Annotated in this window: 14 protein-coding genes and 1 pseudogene; 10 read left to right on the top strand and 5 right to left on the bottom strand. The window is 51.8% G+C overall.

Features of this window, described 5'->3' with window-relative positions; genetic code table 11:
- Positions 1-505: 505 nt before the first annotated feature.
- The 5 genes from Q1Y74_RS07745 (at position 506) to Q1Y74_RS07725 (ending at position 6,091) form a co-directional block, all read left to right on the top strand.
- Positions 506-2,293: an SLC13 family permease gene (locus tag Q1Y74_RS07745; protein ID WP_300813568.1), complete on the top strand. Its 1,788-nt coding sequence runs from the start codon at positions 506-508 to the stop codon at positions 2,291-2,293.
- A gap of 7 nt (positions 2,294-2,300) precedes the next feature.
- Positions 2,301-2,732: an ATP-binding protein gene (locus Q1Y74_RS07740; protein WP_300813566.1), complete on the top strand. Its 432-nt coding sequence runs from the start codon at positions 2,301-2,303 to the stop codon at positions 2,730-2,732.
- Positions 2,733-2,884: 152 nt separating this feature from the next.
- Complete coding sequence (locus Q1Y74_RS07735) at positions 2,885-3,199, top strand: STAS domain-containing protein (protein ID WP_300813564.1); 315 nt, start codon at positions 2,885-2,887, stop codon at positions 3,197-3,199.
- Positions 3,196-4,161, top strand: coding sequence for an ABC transporter substrate-binding protein (locus Q1Y74_RS07730; RefSeq protein WP_300813562.1), 966 nt, complete (start codon positions 3,196-3,198; stop codon positions 4,159-4,161). Before Q1Y74_RS07735 ends, Q1Y74_RS07730 begins: the two co-directional genes overlap by 4 nt.
- Positions 4,154-6,091 (top strand): SpoIIE family protein phosphatase, encoded by a 1,938-nt coding sequence (locus Q1Y74_RS07725; RefSeq protein ID WP_300813560.1) that lies wholly within the window; start codon positions 4,154-4,156, stop codon positions 6,089-6,091. The genes Q1Y74_RS07730 and Q1Y74_RS07725 overlap by 8 nt, the downstream gene beginning before the upstream one ends.
- Positions 6,092-6,183: 92 nt before the next feature.
- Here the strand turns inward: Q1Y74_RS07725 and scpA are convergent, their stop codons facing one another.
- Together scpA and mutA are read right to left on the bottom strand one after the other, a co-directional pair.
- Positions 6,184-8,328, bottom strand: a complete 2,145-nt coding sequence (gene scpA, locus Q1Y74_RS07720) for a methylmalonyl-CoA mutase (protein WP_300813558.1) — start codon at positions 8,326-8,328, stop codon at positions 6,184-6,186.
- Between the two features lies 1 nt (position 8,329).
- Complete coding sequence (gene mutA, locus Q1Y74_RS07715) at positions 8,330-10,195, bottom strand: methylmalonyl-CoA mutase small subunit (protein ID WP_300813556.1); 1,866 nt, start codon at positions 10,193-10,195, stop codon at positions 8,330-8,332.
- A 508-nt stretch (positions 10,196-10,703) separates the two neighbouring features.
- Here mutA and Q1Y74_RS07710 point away from each other — a divergent pair.
- Positions 10,704-12,368 carry a putative transporter gene (locus tag Q1Y74_RS07710; RefSeq protein ID WP_300813554.1) on the top strand — a complete coding sequence of 555 codons (1,665 nt, stop codon included), beginning with the start codon at positions 10,704-10,706 and terminating at the stop codon, positions 12,366-12,368.
- 282 nt (positions 12,369-12,650) lie between these two features.
- Here Q1Y74_RS07710 and Q1Y74_RS07705 read toward each other — a convergent pair whose 3' ends face one another.
- Both Q1Y74_RS07705 and Q1Y74_RS07700 read right to left on the bottom strand, forming a co-directional pair.
- On the bottom strand, positions 12,651-13,277 hold the full coding sequence (locus Q1Y74_RS07705; RefSeq protein ID WP_300813552.1) for an AAA family ATPase: 627 nt from the start codon (positions 13,275-13,277) through the stop codon (positions 12,651-12,653).
- Between the two features lie 214 nt (positions 13,278-13,491).
- Positions 13,492-14,859: an MATE family efflux transporter gene (locus Q1Y74_RS07700; RefSeq protein WP_300813550.1), complete on the bottom strand. Its 1,368-nt coding sequence runs from the start codon at positions 14,857-14,859 to the stop codon at positions 13,492-13,494.
- A 184-nt stretch (positions 14,860-15,043) separates the two neighbouring features.
- Between Q1Y74_RS07700 and lysS the strand changes: the two genes are divergently transcribed.
- The 4 genes from lysS (at position 15,044) to Q1Y74_RS07680 (ending at position 20,225) form a co-directional block, all read left to right on the top strand.
- Complete coding sequence (gene lysS / locus Q1Y74_RS07695) at positions 15,044-16,780, top strand: lysine--tRNA ligase (RefSeq protein WP_300813548.1); 1,737 nt, start codon at positions 15,044-15,046, stop codon at positions 16,778-16,780.
- A gap of 113 nt (positions 16,781-16,893) precedes the next feature.
- Positions 16,894-17,889 carry an NAD(P)H-dependent glycerol-3-phosphate dehydrogenase gene (locus Q1Y74_RS07690; RefSeq protein ID WP_300813546.1) on the top strand — a complete coding sequence of 332 codons (996 nt, stop codon included), beginning with the start codon at positions 16,894-16,896 and terminating at the stop codon, positions 17,887-17,889.
- A 141-nt stretch (positions 17,890-18,030) separates the two neighbouring features.
- Positions 18,031-19,368: a glucose-6-phosphate isomerase gene (locus Q1Y74_RS07685; RefSeq protein WP_300813544.1), complete on the top strand. Its 1,338-nt coding sequence runs from the start codon at positions 18,031-18,033 to the stop codon at positions 19,366-19,368.
- A gap of 113 nt (positions 19,369-19,481) precedes the next feature.
- Positions 19,482-20,225, top strand: coding sequence for an HAD-IA family hydrolase (locus tag Q1Y74_RS07680; protein WP_300813542.1), 744 nt, complete (start codon positions 19,482-19,484; stop codon positions 20,223-20,225).
- A 168-nt stretch (positions 20,226-20,393) separates the two neighbouring features.
- Here the strand turns inward: Q1Y74_RS07680 and Q1Y74_RS07675 are convergent.
- A pseudogene (locus Q1Y74_RS07675) lies at positions 20,394-21,931 on the bottom strand (ATP-binding protein).
- Positions 21,932-22,110 lie beyond the last annotated feature (179 nt).

Here is a 22,110-nt window from a genome sequence, read left to right as displayed (position 1 = left end):
GTACAGCTCCGGTCTTGCACCGGATTCCCTTGCACCGTCCGACAGAGCTGTCGGGACGATTACTAATTCCGGCAGCAAATATACAGAGTTTTTTGAATCAGGAACCAAATTTTCTTAGAATTTATTTATTTCCAATTTCTTTCGCTCAGAAGAGGAGTCTCACACAGCAATCGCAAACAATCAGGAAGCTTGACAATGATATTCAGACAGCGTACAATATGTTCCGAAAGTGCACACATATCCAAGAATGAGCTCTACCTGTCTTTATATACGGACTGCAGGGTAGAAAAACAGATTATCGCTATTGACGTACCCCACATGGCTTTGCCAAATGCCCCACCCCAGCCTTTCGATTTTTTTTAAAGCCCAAACGATTGGCAGAAAAACATTTTTCTATACTTTTGCAGCAGATTTGTAGCGAAAGAGAATACCGAATCGGGAAATTGCTGCCACAACACCAGCACATGCCCGGCATTAACTACTCATATATTTATTTCAATTTATTATGGAAAGTATTATCTTCCTAGGATTTACACTGAACGCATGGATAGTCATCGCAACCGTGCTGTTGGTTTTTACTCTGATGCTCTGCACCAAACTGCCTGCCGACTTTGTCTTTTTGGGCGCCATGACCGTATTGCTGGTCACCGGCACGCTGCCCGTCAACCAAGTGCTGGCAGGCTTCTCGTCGTCGTCGGTCGTGCTGGTGGGAGCCTTGTTTGTGGTCATTGCGGGTCTGGTGCATACGGGCACCATGCAATGGATTGTCAAGTACGCACTCGGAACACCCAAGTCACTCAAAATGGCCATCCTGCGCCTGATGCTTCCTGTGGCTGCGCTGAGCTCTTTCCTGAGCAACACGACGGTAGTGGCCATCTTCATCAAAGTGGTGAAAATCTGGTCCAAGAAACTGAACATCGCCCCTTCCAAACTGCTGATACCCCTGAGCTACGCTTCGGGAATGGGAGGCATCTGTACGCTTATCGGTACACCGCCCAACCTGCTGATTTCGGGTTTCTACACGGAGCAGACCGGCGTGCAGCTGAGCATCTTCACCCCTACCCTTGCAGGACTCTTCTGTCTGGCGGTGGGCGTGCTGTCCATGCTGGCCATGCAGAAGCTGCTGCCGGTGCGCAAGTCGCCCGAAGACGCCCTGGAGGAGACCAATGACTATACGGTGGAACTGCTGGTTCCCTCGTCGGCCGAGTGCATCGGAAAGACGGTGAAGGAAGCCGGACTGGACACGGTGGAAGGCGGACACCTGATTGAAATCATCCGCTTTGACAAGGAAATCATTTCGCCCGTGGATGAAGACGAATTCATCATGGGAGGCGACCGGCTGATTTTTGCCGGAAAGGTGGACGAGATACTGAAGCTGCGCAACTCGCACCAACTGGTGAACGCCACCCATCATGTGTTCTCACTGGACGAGATAGACAGCAACCGCAAGCTGCGAATGGCCCACGTGAAGTTCAGCAGCCCGCTGGTGGGTACACGGATGGCCGACTCTGACTTTGAGGAGCGCAACAACGTGGTGCTGGTGGCCGTGGCCCGCGAAGGCGAACGCATCAACGGCTCGCCCAGAGAAATTGTCCTGGAGAAGGGAGATACCCTGCTGCTGGAGTGTCCCCAGCACTTCAATCCAGAAGAAAGTTCGTCCACGTCGGCCCTCCAGTTCTTCGAGACCGACCTGCTGGTGAAGAGCGGCAAGAAGACGCTGGTTTCCTCGCTCATCCTGCTGGCCATGATTCTGCTGTCGTCGCTGGACATCATACCGCTGTTACAGGCCAGCTTCCTGGCAGCCTTTGCCATGATTATCTGCCGCTGCTGCTCCATCGACCAGGCTCGCCGCAGCATCGACTGGGGACTGCTGATGGTGTTTGCAGGCTCCATCAGTCTGGGAAGCGCCATTGAGTACACAGGCATTGCCAACCGACTGGCAGAAAGCATCCTGTCCGTCTGCGGCACCGACCCCATGTATGCAATGGCCTGCATCTGCCTGCTGGGTACGTTCATCACGGAGTTTACCAGCAACACGGCCACGGCAGCCATCTTCTTCCCCATTACCTATAACATAGCCACCACGCTCAATGCCAACCCGCTGACCTTCTGCGTGGCACTGATGATAGCCGTGTCGTCCAGCTTTGCCACACCCATCGGGTCGCCCACGCACATGCTGGTCTACGGTCCCGGCGGCTACCGGTTCTCCGACTTCATGCGGGTAGGTTTCTTCATGAATCTGATTATCCTGGCCGCCAGTCTGTTCATCACCCCCATTCTGTTCCCTCTCTGATGATAGAATGATGATGACGTGCAAACTGAAAAACCAGACGGAGGAGACAGCCAGGCTGCAGCCTTTCATCCGGACGTGCATCGACCGTTTTGAACTGCCGGCCGACTGGGAAATGCGCATAAACCTGGCCATCGAAGAGGCCGTGGTGAACGTGATGCAATACGCCTTCGACGACCGGGAAGAGCATGAAATCTGCCTGGAGGCCGAGCGGAAGGACAACGTGTTCACCTTGACGGTGAGCGACGGAGGACGTGCCTTCAATCCGCTGGAAGCCCCCGAAGCGGACACCACCCTGAACGCAGAGGAAAGAGAAATCGGCGGACTGGGCATTCACCTGATACGGAGCCTGGCGGACGAGGTGACCTACCGCCGCGAGAGCGGGCGCAACGTGCTGTCCCTGCACTTTGTCTGCAAGGAGATGCCGCACCCCAAAGACTGAGAACAATCATTCAACCATAAACCTGCCAGATGAACATGTCGGAATCCACCCTAGGACGCAGCGGACAAGCGGCACGCAGCTGCAAATGTTCCCCACTGACCGATGCCTACTGATAAAGACATGCTTCATCGGGCAATAAAAAACATATCATTATGCTGGAAATATCTACCGAACGCAACGGCAATGCCACCCTGGTGACCCTTAAAGGACGCCTGGACACGGCTGCCGCACTGAAGTGTGAAAACAAATTCTTCGAACTGGACGAAGCCACCCACGAAACCATCCACCTGGAGTGCAAGGAGCTGGAGTACATCAGCAGTTCCGGACTGCGGCTGTTCCTGGGCCTTCAGAAAAAGGTGATGAAGAACGGCGGAAGACTCATCTTCCACCACGTTGCCGCCCCCATCCTGGAAATCTTCAAGATTACGGGAATGAGCGCATTCTTCACGGTGGAGAATGACCAATGAGGCAACTTCTGCTCATACTGACCGCACTGCTTGCCTGTGCCGCCACCCTGCATGGAGAAGAACCTGAGGAACGGAGAAAGATTGTCTTCACTCCCCAGTGGACTTCGCAATGCCAGTTTGCAGGCTACTACGTGGCACAAGAAAAAGGTTACTATGCCGATGCCGGGCTGGAGGTTGAAATCAAGCAACCCTCAACCTCCAAGCCTGCCATCGAGTACCTGAAAAGCGGCGAGAGCCAGATTATCACCATGCAGCTGGCACAAGCTCTGTGCGAAATGGGGAAAGGCGCTCCGCTGGTCAACATCCTGCAGACCTCGCAACAATCGTCCCTGCTGCTCGTTTCACGCCAGCCCGTCAAGGACATCCGTGACCTGCGCGGCAAACGCATCGGTTGCTGGAAGACGAACTTTGCCGTAACGGCTCAGGCCGCAGACCACATCCTCTCGCTACAGATTGAATGGATTCCCTTCATCCAGAACATCAACCTGTTCATATCGGGAGCCATTGACGGCACACTGGCCACCAGCTACAACGAATATTACCAGCTGCTGTTCTCGGGGGTGGAACTGAACGAGGAAAAGGTGATCCGCTTCAGCCGCATAGGCTATGACATCCCCGAAGACGGTGTCTATGTCACCCGCGAATTCTATCGCAAACACCGCGAGATGGCAACCAAATTTGCCGAAGCCTCCCGCAAAGGCTGGGAATGGGCAGCCGCCCATCCGGAAGAGGCGCTCGACATTGCCGTGCGCTACATCCGTATGCAGGAAACAGGCACCAACATCGTCTTACAGAAATACCTGCTCGAAGAGACCCTCCGCCTGCTCCATGACCCCACGGACGGACGGATGACCTTCAGGCTGAAGCCCGAATCGGTAGACCAGGCCAACCGGGTGCTTCTGGAAGGCGGCATACTGGAAAAACCGGTAAGTTACCAACTATTGACAGAAGGCCATGAATAAAGTATTATTCCGTTTCAACTCGTTCTCCACACGGCTCAGCCTGTATATCGTACTGACGGCCGCCCTGGTTTTCAGCTTTACGTTTGCCGTCATCTACTACCATTCGTACCACACGCTGAAGGAAGAGGCAGTATCGAGGGCCGAAAGCGTACTGGAAGGAACCATCAACCGCATGGACAACATCCTGCAACAGGTGGAAACGGCCCTCGACAACACGGAATGGCTGGTGAGGGAGAATCTGGAGCACCCGGAACAGCTGTATGCCATCACACGCAAGGTGCTGGAAAACAATCCCGGCATTGCCGGATGTGCCATTGCGTTCGAGCCCGACTACTATCCGCAGTACGGACATTACTTCTCACCCTACTCCTACCGCAGCAACGACTCCATCCGCACCATCCAACTGGGACAGGAGGCATACGACTATCACTACATGGACTGGTACCAGATACCCAAACTGCTGGACCGGAGCTATTGGAGCGAACCTTATTTTGACAAGGGAGGAGGCCGGATGACCATGAGCACCTTCTCCAAGCCCATCTACGATGCCGACCACCGCTTCATAGGCATCTTCACCGCCGACATCTCCCTGAAGGAACTCACGGCAGAGGTGCTCGGCATCCAACCGTTTGCCAGTTCCTACAACATTCTGATAGGACGCGGCGGTGCCTACATTGTCCATCCCAACCCTGAACGCATTCTGTGTGAGACGGTCTTTACGGCCACAGTCGGCATGAGAGACACCACCGTCCGCCAGATAGGCAAGGCCATGATAGAGGGATGTCACGGACTGGCCACCCTACAAAACGACGATACCCTCTCCTACGTGGTCTACGGCCCCCTGCCCCGCACACAGTGGTCAATGGGAATCGTATGCCCGCACCGCGACATCTTTGCCGCACTCGATGAACTGCAACCAGCCCTCATCGGCGTATTTGCGGCCGGACTGCTGCTCATCCTGCTGATTTGCATCCTGGTCATCAAGCGGGTCAGCACCCCCCTGAAACGTTTCTCCGACGCAGTAGTGGAGATAGCCCACGGACGGCTGGACGCACCGCTGCCCCGCATCCGCACGCACGACGAGATGCAGACGCTGTACCAATCATTCAAATACATGCAACAGTCGCTGGCACAGTACATCCGCGAACTGACCGAGACCACTTCCCAAAAGGAAAGGATTGAAAGCGAACTGCGCATTGCCAGCAATATACAGATGGGCATGGTGCCCAAGACTTTCCCGCCTTTCCCCGAAAGAAAAGACGTGGACCTCTACGCGCAACTCACACCGGCCAAGGAAGTGGGCGGAGACCTGTACGACTTCTTCATCCAGAATGAGGAACTGCATTTTATCATTGGTGACGTTTCGGGCAAAGGGGTGCCCGCCTCGCTGTTCATGGCCATCACCCGCAGCCTGTACCGCATGATTGCCATGAAACAGGACAACCCGGCGGAAATTGTACGTGCACTCAATGAAACCATGGCCGAGAACAACGAAGCCAACATGTTTGTTACCCTCTTCACGGGCATCATTGACCTCAAGACCGGCGAACTGTCTTACTGCAACGCCGGACACAATCCGCCCGTCATCAGCGATGGAAACGACACGCCCCATTATATGAAGCCCCTGCCCAACATTCCTGTCGGACTGATACCGGGATTTGAATATACAGGACAGAAGCTGACACTTCGCAAAGGCAGCACCTTATTCTTATATACCGACGGTGCAACCGAAGCCGAAAACCAGGCTACCGAACTCTATGGCGAAGAACGGCTTATCAAAGCGATTCAGACACACATTGGAAAAGATGCGCAAACGTTCACCCTCGCAATCCATCGGGAAATCAATGCTTTTGTCGGCAAAGCTCCCCAAAGCGACGACCTCACCATACTGACAATACGGTTGACGGATGGAACGGCTAAAAAAGAATGAGTTCCGACGTCATTTCCCCCACAACAAGAAAGCCCGAGTCTTCCTCATGAAAGGAGACCCGGGCTTTTCAATTTATCCTTCAGTCGGGCGGATTATTCGTCCAACAAGATTTCCAGAATCTGGCAGGCTGCCTTGGCAACCGGAGTACCGGGACCGAAGATGGCGGCTACACCGGCCTTGTAGAGGAAGTCGTAGTCCTGTGCGGGGATAACACCACCGGCAATCACAACGATGTCTTCGCGGCCCAGTTTCTTCAGTTCTTCGATAATCTGCGGAATCAATGTCTTGTGACCGGCAGCCAGTGAAGAAACGCCCACTACATGAACGTCGTTCTCAACAGCTTCGCGGGCAGCTTCGGCCGGAGTCTGGAACAGCGGTCCCATATCCACATCGAAACCACAGTCGGCATAACCCGTTGCTACTACCTTGGCACCACGGTCGTGACCGTCCTGGCCCATCTTGGCCACCATGATACGCGGCTGGCGGCCTTCCTTCTTGGCAAACTTCTCGCACAGTTCACATGCACGAGCAAAGTCTGCATCGTTCTTGCTTTCTGATGAATACACGCCTGAAATAGTTCTGATTACTGCTTTATAACGACCTACAATCTTTTCGCACGCATAGGAGATTTCACCCAAAGTGGCACGAACACGGGCAGCCTCAACGGCCAGCTCCAGCAAGTTGCCCTTACCGGTCTTCACACATTCGGTAATAGCATCCAGAGCCTTGTCTACCTCTGCCTGGTTACGTCCTTCCTTCAGACGCTTCAGGTTCTCAATCTGCTCCTGACGAACGGCAGTATTGTCAATCTCAAGGATGTCAATCGGGGCTTCTTTCTCCAGACGGTACTTGTTCACGCCGACAATGGTCTGCGAACCGCTGTCGATGCGAGCCTGCGTACGAGCGGCAGCCTCTTCGATACGCATCTTGGGAATACCTGTTTCGATAGCCTTGGCCATACCGCCCAGCTTCTCGATTTCCTGAATGTGCTCCCAAGCCTTGTGGGCAATCTCGTTGGTCAGAGATTCTACATAGTAAGAACCGCCCCACGGGTCAACGTTCTTGCAGATGTAAGTCTCTTCCTGGATGTAAATCTGTGTGTTGCGGGCAATACGGGCTGAGAAGTCAGTCGGCAGGGCGATAGCTTCATCAAGAGCATTGGTGTGGAGCGACTGAGTGTGACCCAGTGCGGCAGCCATGGCCTCGATACAAGTACGGCCCACGTTGTTGAACGGGTCTTGCTCGGTCAGTGACCAGCCGGAAGTCTGCGAGTGGGTACGCAGTGCCAACGACTTCGGGTTCTTCGGATTGAACTGCTTCACAATCTTTGCCCACAACATACGTGCTGCACGCATCTTGGCAATTTCCATGAAGTGGTTGGTACCGATGGCCCAGAAGAAGGACAAACGCGGTGCGAAAGCATCGATGTCAATGCCCGCAGCCACACCGGCACGGAGGTATTCCAAACCGTCGGCCAACGTATAAGCCAACTCAATGTCTGCCGTGGCACCGGCCTCCTGCATGTGGTAACCGGAGATGGAGATAGAGTTGAACTTAGGCATCTTCTGAGAAGTGTATTCGAAGATGTCGGAAATAATCTTCATGGAGAATGCAGGCGGATAGATATAGGTGTTGCGCACCATGAATTCCTTCAGGATATCGTTCTGGATAGTACCGGCCATTTCCTCCAGCTTGGCACCCTGTTCCAGTCCGGCATTGATATAGAATGCCATGATGGGCAAAACGGCACCGTTCATGGTCATGGACACGGACATCTTGTTCAAAGGAATGCCGTCGAACAGGACCTTCATGTTCTCCAACGAACAGATGGACACACCGGCCTTACCGACGTCGCCCACAACACGTTCGTGGTCAGGGTCGTAACCGCGGTGAGTAGCCAAGTCGAAAGCTACCGACAAACCCTTCTGGCCACTGGCCAGGTTACGGCGATAGAAAGCATTGGACTCTTCAGCTGTAGAGAATCCGGCATACTGACGGATGGTCCAGGGACGCAAAGTGTACATCACAGAATACGGACCACGCAGATAAGGGGGAATACCGGCAGCGAAATCGAGGTGTTCCATACCCTCGAGATCCTCTTTGGTATAAACAGGCTTCACATTGATGTGTTCCGGCGTTTTCCAGTCAGCCTGGATGCCGTTAGCCTTCTGCCATTCAGCGCCGTTGGCAGGCTTGAAATTGGCATATATATCTAAGTTCTTAAAATCTTTTCTCATCTTACTTCAAAAGTTTAGCATTGTATTCTTTCAGTGTTTCCAGCACGTTGACACGAACATGGATGAAATTCTCGATACCGGCAGCCTTCAGCTCGTCCATGCAGGCAGGAGCTCCGGCCACGATGAACATGGCGCGGCCATTCAATGCCTTGAAGGCAGGAACTGCATATTCGGCATATTCATCGTCGCTCGAACAGAGCACAACGATGTCGGCTTTAGCGGCCATAGCGGCCTCAACGCCTTCTTCTACGGTAGCGAAGCCCAGATTGTCCACCACTTCGTATCCGGCACAAGCCAGGAAGTTGCAGGAGAACTGTGCACGGGCCTGACGCATGGCCAGGTTACCGATAGTCAACATAAATGCTTTCGGACGCTTGCCGGAAGTCTCGGTCTGCAGACGCAGAGCCTCGAATTCGCTGGCAGCACGGTCAAAGTTCAGCGAAGGCACATCCTTCTCGCAGGTATCGTGACCACCACAGCAGCAGACAGCCTCCAACGGACGCTTGTCACCGGCCAGTTCCGTAAAGTTAGGATACTGGTTGGTGCCCAGCAGGATTTCCTTACGTTTGGCCACAGCCTCGTGACGGGCCTTGTTGCTGGCATTGACAGCCTCTTGCACCTTGCCGGCCTTCACAGCTGCCAGGAAGCCGCCTTCCTCTTCTACGGCGAGGAACAGATCCCAAGCCTGCTTGGCAATAGAAACAGTAAGATTTTCAATATAATAAGAACCTGCAGCGGGGTCAATCACCTTATCGAAGTGAGACTCTTCCTTCAGCAGCAACTGCTGGTTGCGGGCCATACGCTCAGAGAAGTCATTCGGCGTTTCGTATGCCTTGTCAAAGGGAACCACCGTCATGGAATCCACACCGGCCAAAGCGGCACTCATGGCCTCGGTCTGCGTGCGGAGCAGATTTACGTATGAGTCAAATACGGTGAGGTTGAAAGAAGAAGTTTCAGCATGAACCTTCATCTTGGCAGCACACTTGCAGTCGTCCTCGTTCAGATAAGTATTCACAATGTCGGCCCACAGCATACGTCCGGCACGGAACTTGGCAATTTCGAGGAAGTAGTTGGAGCTGATACCGAAGTTGAACTTCATCTTCTTGGCTACCGTAGCGGCAGGAACACCTGCCTCGGTCAGCAGGTTCAGGTATTCATTACCCCAAGCCAGTGCATAGCCCAACTCCTGATAGATGTATGCGCCGGCATTGTTCAGCGTCAGTGCATTGACGTTGATGACCTGATAGCCGGGCAGTGCAGCCGTTGCGGCAATCAGAGCCTTGGCGGTCTCTACCATATTACCCTTGTCCTTGCCTTTGGCCAGCATTTTGTCGAAATAGTCATAGTTGATAGAACCCTGAAGCTTGCTCAGGTCATATTCCTTTTTCTGGAAATATTCCACCAGCAGATTGGCCAGCTCTACGACATGTCCCTGACAAGTGTAGAAGTTCAGTTCCACACATTCGGCGCAGATGCCTTCCAGCAATGCCTCAATATAGGCTGCATCCAATTCTTTGGCCTTCACGCGGAAAGCGAGCGAGTCAACGCCCTTGTTCAGGATATCCAGCGCCTTTGCATTGGCCTCCTTCACATCCTCCACTTTAATTTCCTGACGAACCAGCCATTCGTTGTTGTCTTTCTTCGTACCTCTCAAATAAGGGAATTCGCCGGGAAGTGCGTCGGTTGTCTTCAATCCCTTGAGGTCTTCCATCCGGTAGAAAGGTTTCACCTTGAATCCTTCGTTTGTTCTCCAAACGAGTTTCTTCTCAAAATCAGCGCCTTTCAGGTCGGCTGTCACTTTCTCCATCCACTGTTCGGTGGAAACGGGAGAAAAGTCCGAGAAGAGTTTTTCTTTACTGTCTGCCATAGTTTATTAAATTAATAGATAAGTGCTATTCATCATTGTGTCGTAAATAGACTTGCAAATATACTGAATAACCTCAAACGGTGTGTGAAGTTTTAAGATTTTTTTCTAATGAAGCACAAGAGAATATGAATACGACCCCACTCACACAGTTCTTCCGAGAACGAACCGCACACGCCACAGGTCGGGACACAGGAATTACAGGGAATGCACACTATGCAAACAAAGAATTAAGAACGGAGGTTAAGGAAGTATCCAAATGTTCCATCGATGAATCTATATCAATATAACGGTCAAGGGAAAGAGCGCATTTGCACTTCGCACACAGCTGCCCAAGAAGCAGTTAAAAGAGGAATAGATACAATTCTTACCGTCTGTGATCCATTTTACCAAAATCACCATACATCCTATCGTTTTTCTTAAAAAACAGCAAAAAAGGCTTTGCCAACTCCTTTCTATTAAGTAATTTTGCAGGAAAAATCTTTAAATTGGAAATATTATTAAAATAACTATGGACTGGTTAGAAAGTTTGCTTTGGGATCCCTCATCAGTCGCCCACATCGTTTGCCTATACGCATTCGTCATCTCTGTGGGAGTCTTATTAGGGAAAATCAAGATTTTCGGAGTGTCATTGGGAGTCACATTTGTACTCTTCACCGGCATTCTGATGGGACACTTCGGTTTTACAGGTGACCTACAAATTCTTCACTTCATCCGTGAATTCGGACTGATTTTATTTGTTTTCTGCATCGGACTTCAAGTAGGTCCTTCGTTCTTTTCCTCGTTCAAGAAAGGAGGTATGACGTTGAATATGCTTGCCGTAGGCATTGTAATACTCAACATTGTGGTAGCCCTCAGCATTTACTTCATAGCCAACGGACAAGTTGAACTGCCAATGATGATTGGTATCCTTTATGGCGCCGTGACCAACACCCCCGGTCTGGGTGCCGCACAAGAAGCTCTGAACCAGCTGCACTACACCGGCGACCCGATAGCCTTGGGATATGCATGTGCCTATCCGCTGGGCGTTGTAGGCATCATCGGATCCATCATCCTCATCCGTTACCTGTTCCGCATCAACCTTTCCAAGGAAGAAAAAGAACTGCAAAGCCAGGAAGCCGACATGAAACACCAGCCGCACATGCTGCATCTGGAGGTCAGAAACGAATCTATCGACGGCAAGAAGCTGCTTCAGGTGAAAGACTTCCTGGGACGTCCGTTCGTATGTTCACGCATCCGCCACGAAGGCCATGTCAGCATTCCCAATCAGGATACCGAGTTTCGCATCGGCGACCAATTGTTTATTGTCTGCTCTGAAGAAGACGCTGCGGCCGTTACCGCTTTCATTGGACGCGAAATTAAGGTAGACTGGGAGAAACAAGACATGCCGATGGTGTCACGCCGCATCCTGGTAACCAAATCTGAAATCAACGGTAGGAAGTTAGGAAGCATGCACTTCCGCAGCATGTACGGCGTAAACGTGACTCGCGTCAACCGTTCAGGCATGGATTTGTTTGCCGACCCCAATCTGGTGCTTCAAGTGGGAGACCGGGTAATGGTAGTAGGACAACAGGATGCCGTAGAGCGTGTGGCAAGCGTGCTGGGCAACGAATTGAAACGCCTTGACACACCTAACATTGTCACCATCTTTGTAGGCATTTTCCTTGGTATTCTTTTAGGAAGTCTTCCCTTTGCATTTCCCGGCATGCCAACCCCTGTAAAACTAGGTCTGGCAGGCGGTCCACTGGTAGTGGCCATCCTCATCGGACGTTTCGGACACAAGCTGAAACTGGTGACCTACACCACTATGAGTGCCAATCTGATGCTGCGAGAGATAGGTATTGTACTGTTCTTGGCCAGTGTAGGCATTGAGGCCGGCGAGCACTTTGTGCAAACGGTAGTAAACGGAGACGGTCTATATTATGTAGGCTACGGTTTTCTAATAACCGTCATTCCATTAATCATTATCGGAATTATAGCCCGTCTGTACTGTAAAGTCAACTATTTCACACTAATGGGTCTTATTGCAGGCAGCAACACGGATCCACCCGCATTGGCTTATTCCAACCAGGTATCCGGAAACGATGCCCCATCCGTTGGGTACTCGACCGTCTACCCGCTGACCATGTTCCTCCGCATTCTGGCAGGACAGATGATACTATTGACCATGATGTAGCAGCAGCCCACGCACTTACCCAAGTCACATAAAAAGGAAATGTCCCGGTATGAAGTCCTGTCAACTTTCATACCGGGACATTTTCTTTTCCCAACGACATAGTAACTTGAGTTAGTAATAAAGCAGAAAAGAAGACACTCGTCCACTTGAAGGTGGACTTCAGAAGGTAAAGTTTGATAGAATAACTGATAAAAAAATCCTAGAAAACTTGTGTATCTGAGCCTTATATACCAAACCAATTCACTGGTTTACAAAATCTTACCACTCGAAAACTTTAACAGATTATTGAATTTTCAGCTTCACAAACTCCTCGACAAAATCAATGGTCTTCTCTATTCCCAAAGCCGAAGAATCTACACAAAGGTGATAGGTAGAAGCCATTCCCCACGTTTTGTTGCTGTAATAATTATAATACTCCGAGCGCTTTTTGTCAGCCTTTTCCATCATTTCCTCCGCCCGCTCTTCCGAAATGGAATGAAGACGGCGCAGACGGGCAATGCGTTCTTCGCGCGAAGCCGAAATAAAGACATTGACACAACGGGGATGGTCACGAAGAATATAGTCGGCACACCGTCCCACAAAGACACAGGATTTCTCTGCCGCCAGCCTCCGTATCACATCGCTCTGCACCTTGAACAGCGCATCGTTGCTGAGACAGTTTGTTATCGGTATGGCACTCTCGCTGACAAACTGAAAACGCATACCGAACAGGCCTCCCATAATTCCTTTCGAGGCCTTCTCGTCCGCTTTCTCGAAAAACTCCCGACAAAGGCCGCTATCTTCGGAAGCCAACTGTATCAGTTCTTTATCATAAAAATCAATGCCCAATCGCGAAGCCAGCCTTTCACCGACTTCACGGCCTCCGCTGCCTAACTGACGCCCGATGTTCACTACAAATTTTTCATCCATAAGTATTTCATAATCTGATTGTGGATAGCAAATATAATTATTCTCAATCAATAAATAAGTCTGTTCGGACAGAAAAATCACATTTTTCTCTCCAACGTTTCCTTTCTCATCAGGATGCGACATTCCAAAACCATAACCGCCAAGAAACAGAAAACACCACTCCACCTCGACAAGGGCAAGCCTTACCAGAGAAAAGATGCCCGACCGGCCGATGTCAACCGGCCGAAGCACTGCGCGAAGCAGCCTTAAACTGACGGAACTGCCCCAACAGCATAAACAAAGCTATCAGGCTGGCCAGCAGGTCGGAAACCGGCATACTGTACCATACACCTGCGGCTCCCCAGAAGTGAGGCAGGATGAGCAGACAAGGAAGCAGAATCAGCACCTGTCGGGTCAGAGAGAGAAAGATAGCCTTGCCTGCCATACCGATGCTTTGGAAGAAGTTAGATGTCACCATCTGAAAACCAATAATGGGGAAGAACAGCACCACGATGCGCAATCCCTGTGCAGACAGATTGATCAGCTCCTCATCCGATGTAAAGATGCTGACCACGAGCCGAGGCACCAGCATCCCCACCAAAAAGCCGAAAGTAGTAACGACCGTAGCATAACAGATGGTCAACTTCAGCACCTTTGTCACACGGCCGTATAGCCGGGCACCGAAGTTGTAACCCGCAATGGGCTGCATTCCCTGGTTTAGCCCCATGACAATCATCACTACAATGAACACCAGACGGTTCACGATGCCATACGCACCGATGGCCAAGTCTCCTCCGTATTTTTTCAGTCCCTGGTTAATGAGAATGACAATGAAGCAGGCCGCCACGTTCATCAGGAAGGGAGACATGCCGATGGCCAGCGAGTCGAACACAATCTTGCGCTTCAGGCGGAAGATGCCGTTGTGGAAATGGAGCAGTTCATTCTTGTTGCTGAACAGCTTCAACTGCCAGGCCAGCGCAATGACCTGTGCCACAATGGTGGCGATGGCCGCCCCGCGGATGCCCCAGCCGAAGCCGTAGATGAACACAGGGTCGAGGATGGTATTGATAATCACCGTGGCCACCGTGGCATACATAGCCTGCTGGGGATGGCCTGCCGAGCGCAGCACGGCATTCAAGCCCAGATAGAGGTGCGTGATGGCGTTGCCCAGCAGGATAATCTCCATGTAGTCGCGCGCATATCCCACCGTCTCGTCACTTCCGCCGAAAAAGTAAAGTATCGGGTCGAGAAAAGCCATCACCACCACGGTGAACGCCACACCCAGCAGGATGTTGAGCACAAACACATTTCCCAGCACCCGCTGGGCCGTGTCATAATCCTTCTGCCCCAGCTTCACCGAAATCAGCGTGGAAGCGCCTACGCCCACCAGCGAGCCGAAAGCCGCGGCCAGGTTCATCAGCGGGAAGGTCAGTGCCAGGCCCGAGATGGCCATCGTGCCCACGCCGTGTCCGATGAAAATACTGTCTACCATGTTGTACAAAGAAGAAGCCGTCATTGCTATAATTGCAGGTACGGCATACTGCATCAAGAGTTTGCCTATATTCTCCGAACCCAATGCGGAAGGTGTCTTTTGTTCTGTCATATTTTTATCTCCAGATTTAGCTTTTGTCGGGGCGCAAAGATACGTTTTTCGTTGAAGTTTTTAAAGATGCCAATCAAGAAATAACGGCTTTGGAGCACTGCAAGGACGTATTTCGTTCCTAAAAGTGACGTTATCTGAAAAATGTTTCGTATTTTTGTACCCAAATTGAGTGAAATATATCGAAATGAACGTATTAGAACTAAGTGAACAGGAAATCATTCGCCGTAACAGCATGAATGAGCTTCGCGCGATGGGAATCGAGCCCTATCCCGCAGCAGAGTATGTAACCAATGCTTTTTCTACCGACATCAAAGCTGAATTCAAGGACGAAGACGAGCCGCGCCACGTATCCGTTGCCGGTCGTATGATGAGCCGCCGCGTGATGGGAAAAGCATCTTTCATCGAACTGCAAGACTCCAAAGGACGTATCCAAGTATATATCACCCGTGATGACCTCTGCCCGGGCGAAGACAAAGAAATGTATAACACCGTATTCAAACGACTGCTCGATTTGGGCGACTTCATCGGCATCGAAGGATTTGTCTTCCGCACACAAATGGGCGAAATCAGCATCCATGCCCAAAAGCTGACCGTGCTGGCCAAGAGCATCAAGCCGCTGCCCATTGTAAAATACAAGGACGGAGTGGCATACGACTCGTTTGAAGACCCCGAACTGCGCTACCGCCAGCGCTATGTCGACCTCATCGTAAACGACGGCGTCAAGGAAACTTTCCTGAAACGTGCCACCATTATCAAGACCATGCGTGCCGTGCTGGACGAAGCGGGCTACACCGAAGTGGAAACCCCCATTCTGCAATCCATACCCGGCGGAGCCAGCGCACGCCCCTTCATCACCCACCACAACTCGCTGGACATCGACCTCTATCTGCGCATCGCCACCGAACTCTACCTGAAGCGCCTCATCGTAGGAGGTTTTGAGGGAGTGTACGAAATCGGAAAGAACTTCCGCAACGAAGGCATGGACAAGAACCACAACCCCGAGTTCACTTGTATGGAGCTGTACGTACAATATAAAGATTATAACTGGATGATGGGCTTTACCGAAAAGCTGCTGGAACGCATCTGCATGGCCGTGAACGGCTCTACCGAAGCGGAAATCGACGGCAAGACCATCAGCTTCAAGGCTCCCTACCGCCGCCTCCCCATCCTGGAAGCCATCAAGGAAAAGACAGGCTACGACCTGGAAGGCAAGAGCGAGGACGAAATCCGCCAGATTTGCCGCGAACTGAAGATGGAGATTGACGATACCATGGGCAAGGGCAAACTGATTGACGAAATCTTCGGCGAATTCTGCGAAGGCACTTTCATCCAACCTACCTTCATCACCGACTATCCCGTCGAGATGAGCCCGCTCACCAAGATGCACCGCAGCAAGCCGGGACTGACCGAACGCTTCGAACTGATGGTGAACGGCAAGGAACTGGCCAACGCATACAGTGAGCTGAACGACCCTATCGACCAGGAGGAACGCTTCAAAGACCAGCTCCGCCTGAGCGAGAAGGGAGACGACGAAGCCATGTTCATCGACCAGGACTTCCTCAAAGCCCTGCAATACGGCATGCCGCCCACGTCGGGCATCGGCATCGGCATCGACCGCCTCACCATGCTCATGACAGGTAACGCCTTCATCCAGGAAGTGCAGTTCTTCCCGCAGATGCGCCCCGAGAAAGTAACTCCCAAAGATGCCGCTTCCAAGTTCACCGAACTGGGCATTCCCGAAGCATGGGTACCTGTCATCCAAAAAGCCGGCTACAATCTGGTGAGCGACATGAAGGAAGTCAATCCGCAGAAACTCCACATGGACATCTGCGGCATCAACAAGAAATACAAATTGGAATTGACGAACCCGACTGTCAACGAAGTACAGGAATGGATCGGGAAAATTAAAGTTGAGAATTAAAGCCATTAATACAAGTTCTGACCGAAAATTAAGAATTGGGAAAGAGAGGTCAGGACAAGTCTTCTCCTCTCTTTCTTCTTTTAATTCTCAATTTTCAATTTTCAATTCAAAACATGAAACTACCCGGAAAGATAGCCATTATGGGCGGAGGAAGCTGGGCAACCGCCATAGCCAAAATGGTGCTGGCCCAAACGGAGACCATCAATTGGTACATGCGGCGCGATGACCGCATAGCCGATTTCAAACGGCTCGGTCATAATCCTGCCTACCTGACGGGCGTCAAGTTTGATACCAAGCGTATCAATTTCAACTCAAACATCAACGACGTGGTGAAGGAATCGGACACTTTGTTCTTCGTAACGCCCTCACCCTATCTTAAATCTCACCTGAAAAAGCTGAAGACCAAAATCAAGGACAAGTTCATCATTACGGCCATCAAAGGCATTGTCCCTGACGACAACGTCATCGTATCAGAATATTTCACCAAAGAATACGGCGTACCTCCCGAAAACATTGCAGTGCTGGCAGGCCCCTGCCACGCCGAAGAAGTGGCCCTGGAACGTCTCTCCTACCTGACCATCGCCTGCCCCGACACGGAAAAGGCCTGCACCATTGCCCAAAAATTGGCCAGCAGCTACATCAAGACTTCAGTGAGCAACGATGTAGCTGGCATCGAATACAGTTCCGTACTGAAGAACGTTTACGCCATTGCTGCGGGAATCTGTAGCGGACTGAAATACGGCGACAATTTCCAGGCAGTACTGATGTCCAACGCCATTCAAGAAATGAACCGTTTCCTGCAAACTGTACATCCGTTGAACAGAAACGTCTCCGACTCTGTTTATTTAGGCGACCTGCTGGTAACGGGATACTCCAATTTCAGCCGCAACCGTACGTTCGGAACGATGATAGGCAAAGGCTACTCCGTGAAAAGCGCCCAAATAGAAATGGAAATGATAGCAGAAGGCTATTATGGCACCAAGTGCATCAAGGAAATCAACAAGCACTACCATGTGAACATGCCCATTGTCGATGCTGTCTATAACATTCTCTACGAGCGCATTTCGCCGATGATAGAAATCAAGCTGCTGACCGATTCGTTCAGATGACAGAAACGGAACGGACAAAGATGAAGGAAGAATCCAGCCCACAGGAACAATACAATAATAACAATATTAACCCAAGCGACTTCAAACCGTCCTTCACACGGATGAAAGCCGGAAGAAGTTACTTAAAAAAACTTCAATATTATGATTTGCTTAAACACTGAAAAGACTTTTGGATTCATCTCCAAAGAAAACGTCAGCGCCTACGAAGCCCAAGTAAAGGCCGCACAAGAAGCGCTGGAAAACGAAACCGGCAAGGGGAACGACTTTTTGGGATGGCTGCACCTGCCCTCTTCCATCACTAAGGAACACCTGAACGACCTGAAAGCCACCGCACAAGTACTGCGCGAAAACTGTGAAGTCGTAGTTGTAGCCGGCATCGGTGGAAGCTACCTCGGTGCACGTGCCGTCATCGAAGCCCTGTCCAACAGCTTTGCCTGGTTGCAGGAAAAGAAAGACGGCCCCGTCATTCTCTATGCCGGACACAACATCGGCGAAGACTATCTGTACGAACTGACCGAGTATCTGAAAGGCAAAAAATTCGGTGTAATCAATATCTCCAAGTCCGGTACAACCACCGAGACAGCCCTGGCATTCCGCCTGCTGAAGAAACAGTGTGAAGACCAGCGCGGCAAGGAAATGGCACAAAAGGTAATCGTGGCCATCACCGACGCCAAGAAAGGCGCAGCCCGCGTAACGGCCGACAAGGAAGGCTACAAATCATTCATCATCCCCGACAATGTGGGCGGACGTTTCTCCGTACTGACTCCCGTGGGCTTGCTCCCCATCGCCGTAGCCGGCTTTGACATCGAGAAGCTGGTGGCCGGAGCCGTTGCCATGGAAAAAGCCTGTGGTGCAGACGTACCTTTCGCCGAGAACCCTGCTGCCGTTTATGCCGCTACGCGCAACGAACTCTACAAGAACGGCAAGAAGATTGAAATCCTCGTGAACTTCAACCCCAAACTGCACTACGTCAGCGAATGGTGGAAGCAGCTTTACGGCGAATCGGAAGGCAAGGAAAACAAAGGCATCTTCCCCGCAGCCGTAGACTTCTCGACCGACCTGCACTCCATGGGACAATGGATTCAGGAAGGCGAACGCACCATCTACGAAACCGTCATCTCCGTAGAGAACACCAACCACAAGCTGGAAGTACCGAGCGACGAAGCCAACCTGGACGGACTGAACTTCCTGGCCGGAAAGCGCGTGGACGAAGTGAACAAGATGGCCGAACTGGGTACCCAACTGGCCCACGTGGACGGCGGCGTGCCCAACATGCGCATCGTCATCCCCGCCCTGAACGAAGAAAGCATCGGCGGCCTGCTCTACTTCTTTGAGAAGGCCTGCGGCATCAGCGGCTATCTGCTGGGCGTCAACCCGTTCAACCAGCCGGGCGTAGAGGCTTACAAGAAAAACATGTTTGCCCTGCTCAACAAGCCGGGTTATGAGGAAGAATCCAAAGCCATCCGGGCCAGACTGTAACCGGAACGTCTGATTGATAAAATTATAAAGGAGTGTGCCACGACAACAGGTCGGACACGCTCCTTTTTTTGTATCTTTGCACCCGATTTATCCACAATAAAGCATTGTAGCCTATGTTCAAAGCATCCATTGTCCGCTACCTGGAAGCCAGCGGACACTCCCATATCAACCTGAAAGCCGTACTGTTCGACATGGACGGCGTACTCTTCAACTCCATGCCCTACCACTCCGAAGCCTGGCACACCGTGATGAAACGCCACGGTCTGGACCTCAGCCGCGAAGAAGCCTACCTGCACGAAGGGAGGACGGGCGCAGCCACCATCAACATTGTCTACCAACGCCAATACGGCCAGGACGCCACGCCCGAACTGATTGAACGCATCTATGCCGAAAAGAGCGCCGAGTTCAACAAATTTCCCCAGCCCGAGCCCATGCCCGGAGCATGGGAAGTTTTACAGAAAATCAAATCGGAAGGCATCACGCCCATACTGGTGACCGGCTCCGGCCAGCACTCGCTCCTGGACCGCCTCGCCCACCACTTCCCCGGCATGTTCGACAAGGGGCACATGGTGACGGCTTTCGACGTGAAGTATGGCAAGCCCAACCCCGAACCCTACCTCATGGGGCTGGAGAAAGCCGGCGTTAAAGCCGACGAAGCCCTGGTGGTGGAAAACGCCCCCATCGGAGTACAGGCCGGAGTGGCGGCCGGCATCTTCACCATAGCCGCCAACACAGGCCCGCTGGACGGACAGGTGTTGCTGGATGCAGGAGCCAACCTGCTCTTCCCTTCCATGCAGGCTTTCTGCGACAATTGGGAGGAACTCCGTACCGCACTGGACGAAACCAGCCTGCCATGACACAACACTCCGCATAAGGATGCAGCCTGCACGGAATACATCCACGTCATAGAGACGCAAATTTTTGCGTCTCTGCCAGAGGGCGCGGTTGGATGTTCAGAAGAAAGACTGTATATAGAGGGAGGGGACGTACGATAATAAGCCCCTACTGTGACCAACGACAACGGACTATGCTCCTTCCACCACCCACTTCTCGATGCCACGCGTGGCATTACTGAAGTTCACACCTATTTTATAGAGTGTCCGCCCATCGGCAGCAAAAGGCAGGGCATATTGCTTTTCGTTGATTTGCCGCAAAGCTTCCTCGGCAGTACCTTCCAGTTTGAACTCCATCACATAGATATAACGGTCGGTCTTGACGACCATATCCACGCGGCCATAAGATGTATGATACTCCGCCTGCGTATAAAAGCTCAGCAGTTTGAAGACAATGAACAGCACGTTCTGGTAGTGAAGCTCCAAGTCGCGCGCCAACTCGTAGGGCGTGTCGGCAAAGAAGCTCTGGAGGCGGCGCATGAAGGCGTCGATGTTGCCGCTGCGCACCTCTTTGACAAAGTTCATTATCTCGAAAGACGAGTTGCCCGAAGGAAGAGAAGCATAATTAGGCAACAAAAATTTAGTAAAACCCTCTTCCACTTCCTGATTGGGGAAGCCCAATTCATAGATTCTAAACTCCCTGTCGTACCCCTTAATGGTCAGATAACCGCTTTGATAGAGGATGGGGACAGGATTCGTGTACATGGTGTCGATGCCGCCCAGCGAATCGGCCGTAGCCATCTCCTCGGTCAGGCGGTGCAGGTCGTACTTGCTGCGCTGGAGCAGTTCCACAAGGAAAGTTGGTGTGCCCGTCTCAAACCAGTAACTACCGAACTTCATCTTGGCAAATGTATTAAGCAGGCTGAACGGGTTGTAGATATCCTCACTGTCTTCCACGAAATGGTATCCGTCGTATTGTTCTTTCAACTGCAGTTTGGCTTCGTCCTCCGTGAGATGGTTCTTTTGAGCCAGCATTGCGATGTCTTCCTTGAAATCGTGATGCAGTTCACGTTCTGTAATGCCGCAGATGCTGGCAAACCGGTCGTCGATGGAGATGTCCATCAGGTTGTTCAGGTCACTGAACACGCTGACCTTGCTGAACTTCGTCACGCCCGTCAGCAGGGCAAAGCGGAGGTATTTGTCACAACTCTTCAGCACACCGTAGAAGGCTTTCAGCGTGTTGCGGTAGTCGGTGAGCAAAGGTTCGTTGCCGATGGCCTGTAGCATGGGCTTGTCGTACTCGTCCACCAGCACCACCACGTTCCGTCCCGTCGCACGGCAGGCCTTCTCTATCACCCAGGCAAAACGCTCTTCGGGAGCACGATCCTTCTTCCTTCCCAGCTCTCCAAATGCTGGTTCAGGATAGCGGTCAGCGAAGCGGTGTCCTCATACTTCCGCGCGTTCAGGTCGAGGTGAAGCACGGGGTGCGTCGTCCAGTCCTTTTCCAGCTCCTCTATGGCAAGTCCTTTGAAGAGTTCCTTCTTCCCCAGGAAATAGGCTTCCAGCGTAGAGATGAGCAGGCTCTTCCCGAAGCGGCGCGGACGGCTCAGGAAATAGTATTGCCCGGACTTCACCAGGTTGTAGATTAGAGAGGTCTTGTCAACGTAGCAATAACCGCCCTCGCGTATTCGCTCAAAGCTCTGTATGCCTACCGGATAAATCTTGCTCATGGTCTTTCGGGATAATTAGTTACGCAAATATACATTTTTCTCGCAAACAACAGACAGCCATAGCAAGAAAAAACCGCCACTCCCTACCCGCGCGAGCAACACTTGCATTACATTTCTGAAACACTTGTGTGGCTCACGAGCCGTACAAGTGTCGTTCACGAGCCGTGCAAGTGTTGTTC

The organism is uncultured Bacteroides sp. (assembly GCF_949298305.1).
In the GTDB taxonomy this organism is placed as follows: domain Bacteria; phylum Bacteroidota; class Bacteroidia; order Bacteroidales; family Bacteroidaceae; genus Bacteroides.
This window is presented reverse-complemented; position numbering and strand designations above follow the sequence as displayed.